The 3,442-nt window shown below is 68.3% G+C and carries 3 protein-coding genes and 1 pseudogene; 2 read left to right on the forward strand and 2 right to left on the reverse strand.

What is annotated here, in order from left to right:
* Window positions 1–109 precede the first annotated feature (109 nt).
* Window positions 110–700, reverse strand: a pseudogene (gene phoB, locus ABGA94_RS03095) (phosphate regulon transcriptional regulator PhoB); the annotation flags it as partial.
* Between the two features lie 116 nt (window positions 701–816).
* Entirely contained in the window at window positions 817–2,517 is a 1,701-nt protein-coding gene (locus ABGA94_RS03100; RefSeq protein ID WP_181453219.1) for a M48 family metalloprotease, read from the reverse strand.
* 88 nt (window positions 2,518–2,605) lie between these two features.
* Here ABGA94_RS03100 and grxC point away from each other — a divergent pair, with 88 nt between their 5' ends.
* The gene (gene grxC / locus ABGA94_RS03105; protein WP_004154541.1) at window positions 2,606–2,896 is read left to right on the forward strand and encodes a glutaredoxin 3; all 291 of its coding nucleotides are present in this window, start codon (window positions 2,606–2,608) and stop codon (window positions 2,894–2,896) included.
* The gene (locus ABGA94_RS03110; protein WP_069138941.1) at window positions 2,893–3,285 is read left to right on the forward strand and encodes a carboxymuconolactone decarboxylase family protein; all 393 of its coding nucleotides are present in this window, start codon (window positions 2,893–2,895) and stop codon (window positions 3,283–3,285) included. The genes grxC and ABGA94_RS03110 overlap by 4 nt, the downstream gene beginning before the upstream one ends.
* Window positions 3,286–3,442 lie beyond the last annotated feature (157 nt).

Here is a 3,442-nt window from a genome sequence, read left to right on the forward strand (position 1 = left end):
CAGGAACAGCTGGACATCATTGCCAGCTTCCCGCGCCCGCAGTGATGCGGCGCAAGATGCCGCGTTGACCTGCGGCGGACTAGGATGCGGCTGAACCCACCGCTCCTGGAACGTCGATGGTGCGCTCCTCCACGTACACGCTGCCGCCCCATACATGGTCCAGCAGCTGCGCGCGGGTGTAGACGCGCTCGGGATGGGTCATGAAGAAATGCAGCAGACGGTATTCGGTCGGGCCGATCGGCACCGGCTGGTCGTTGGCGAACACGCGATGGGCGGCGCCGTCGATACGGATCGGGCCGACGGCTACGCTGCCGTCCTCGTCATCTTCGCGGGCGCGGCGCATGACCGCTCGGATGCGGGCCAGCAGTTCGCGTGCCGAGAACGGCTTGACCACATAGTCATCGACACCGGCCTCGAGGCCACCGACGCGATCATTCTCTTCGCCGCGGGCGGTCAGCATGATGATCGGTACTTCGCGGGTCAGCGTTTCCTTGCGCCAGCGGCGGGCCAGGTCCAGGCCGCTGGTGCCGGGCAGCATCCAGTCCAGCAGGATCAGGTCGGGAACGCGATCGGCGATCGCGGTCTGGGCCTCCCGGGCATCGCCGGCGTGGACCGGTTCGTAATCGCCCTTGCGAAGGGCGAAGGCGACCATTTCACGGATCGCGGGCTCGTCATCGACGATCAGGATGCGTTTCTGCACGAGGACACCGTAGGGCTCGGTTACTGGAGTGGTGCCAGTAGACTACGGTTTGATGACATGTTTGTGACTGCCCGGCCGGAACCGGCCTGGATTGCCATCGGCCGGTCATGCGGTGCTCAGCGGCGGTCCAGGTCCGGGTCCTGCACGCCCTGCCGGCGCAGCTCCAGCACTGTCGGGGTGATCGATTCGATGCGGGCGTCAACCCGCGCGCGGCCGATGTAATCCAGCGCCGGGTTGCGCTTGAGCGCCTGCAGCTGCATCAGCGCCTGTTCTGGCCGCCCGCTGAGGAAGGCGGCCTCGGCATAGGCCTCGCTGGCGCGCACGCTGTCGCCAGCCAACTCGCTGGCGCGGGCGAAACGCTGCTGGAAGACCGGATCGTTACCGCTTTGCGACAGCAGGGGGCGCAGCATTGCCTGCGCACGCTGGCCGGCTTCGCGGCTGCCTTGTTCGTTCAGGATCTCGGCATAGGTCAGTGCCACCGGGCGGCTGTTGGGGTGTTCGCGCAGCAGCTGCTCGAAGCGGCTGTTGGCCTGGGCCGCCTGGCCTGCGCGCGACTCCGCCTCGCCCAGGCCCAGCGCCAGCCACAGGTTGCCGGGGTGGCTCTGCAGCAGGCCGGCCAGGGTCTGCCGGGCCTGGCCGGCACCGGCACGGCCACCGCGCATCACCGCCAGCGCCTGGCCGTAGCGCTGCGCATCGTTGAGGCCGTCCTTCTGCCGCTTGGCCAGGTCGGCGTACTCGCGCTCCAGCTCGGGGGTGGAGTCTGCGCTGAGCACGCGCAGGCGCTCACGCGCCCACTCGAAGTCACCGCTGGCGCCACGGTTGAGCTGGCCGATCGGCAGGCGCAGCACACTGCCGGGCAGCAGCGGGTTGTTGCCGCGCAACAGCGGCTCGCCCAGGCTGGGATCTGCCGGGTCCACCCGCTCCTTGCGCTCGCCGGTGGGGGTGCTGGTGGTGAGCAGCACCGTATCCTTCTTCATCTGCTCGGCGCGGGCTTTGGCCTCGCTGATGCGGGTGATGTTGACCGGGTGGGTGCGCAGGAACTCGGGCACGCTGTAGCCGCCTTCGTTGCCGCGCATGGCTGCCGACATCCGCTCGAAAAAGCCGGCCATGGCATCCACGTCGTAGCCGCTGCGCGACAGGGTGCGGATGCCCAGGCGGTCGGCCTCGGACTCGTTGGAGCGGGTGTAGTTGATCTGCCGCTGCTGCATCAGGCCCATGCCCGAGCTGATCGCGGCCATCGTCGCGTTGCCGGACGACGTGCTGTTGCTGGCCTGGGCGGCCACTACCGCCGCCAGCATGCCCAGCAGGATCGGGATCTGGTCGCGCTGGGCGCGCTCGACACCGCGCAGCACGTGCTGCTGGGTGACGTGGGCGATTTCGTGGGACAGCACCGCAGCGACCTCGTCCTCGCGCTCGGCGGTCAGCACCAGTCCGGCATTGACCCCGATGTAGCCGCCCAGCGTGGCGAACGCGTTGATCTGGCGGTCGTTCATCACGAAGAAGGTGTACGGCTGCCGCGGCTGGTCACTGTTGGAGCCGAGCCGGGTACCCATGGTCTGCAGCCAGTCGTTGACCAGCGGGTCTTCCAGCAGGTAGCCGTAGTTGCGCAGCTCGCGCAGCATCATCGCGCCGTACTCGGCCTGGCGGGCCGGGGTCAGTAGCTCGCCGGCCGAAGAGCCGATGTCGGGCAGCTTCTCCTGGGCCTGGGCCAGCGGCATGGCCAGGGCCAGGGTGACGGCGGTAGTCAGCAGCAGGGCTCGCAAGCAGAAGGTCCTCGGGCGGGGCGCGCCAAGCGTGGCAGGGCGGGGGGCAACCATTCGTTAATCCACAGTGTTGCGGCCGTGGCGTGGAAATTCCAGCGCACCGGTACCATATGTAGACCGTCGATCCATCGTGGAGTTTCCCGTGACAGCCCAGACCGCCGGCGGTGCCCCCGCCATCACCATCTATTCCACTGCCGTCTGCCCGTATTGCGTGGCCGCCAAGAACTTCCTGAAGAGCAAGGGCCAGCAGTGGACCGAGGTCCGCATCGACCTGGACCCGGCCGAGCGCGAGAAGATGATGGCGCTGACCCGCCGCACCAGCGTGCCGCAGATCTTTGTCGGCGACGTCCATGTCGGCGGCTACGACGACATGATGGCCCTGCACCGTGAAGGCAAGCTCGAGCCGCTGCTGGCCGGGCAGGGCCAGGCATGAGCGCGGCCGACGACGGCAGCAAGGACCGCATCGCCGAGTTCACCGAGTTCCGCAAGCGCATGAACGAGCGCATCCTGGGCGAACCGAACCAGGTGGTGCGCCGCTTCTTCGCGCTGGATACGCAGACCTACCAGGCCGGCGCGCTGGACGTGAAGACCAAGGAGCTGCTGGGCCTGGTGGCCTCGATGGTGCTGCGCTGCGACGACTGCATCAGCTACCACGTGGCCCAGTGCAAGGACGCCGGGGTGACCCGCGAGGAGTTCTTCGAGACCTTCTCGGTCGGCCTGGTGGTGGGCGGCTCCATCGTGATCCCGCACCTGCGCCGCGCGGTCGACTTCCTCGACCAGCTGGAAAGCGGCGCCGCCGCGCCAGCCGCGCACGAGCACTGAGGGTCGTGCCGGCCAGCGGCCGGCATCCCTTGAACCCGACATGGCCGGGGAAACCGCCGCCGTTGGCCCCGCTCACATAGGCACTGGCATTGCGGCGCTTGCCGTTCACCAGCACCAGCGTGTAGCCCGGCGAGAGATTACGCAGCTGGTAGCCACG

The organism is Stenotrophomonas sp. 3diitr2024 (assembly GCF_042136455.1).
Classification (GTDB): domain Bacteria; phylum Pseudomonadota; class Gammaproteobacteria; order Xanthomonadales; family Xanthomonadaceae; genus Stenotrophomonas; species Stenotrophomonas sepilia.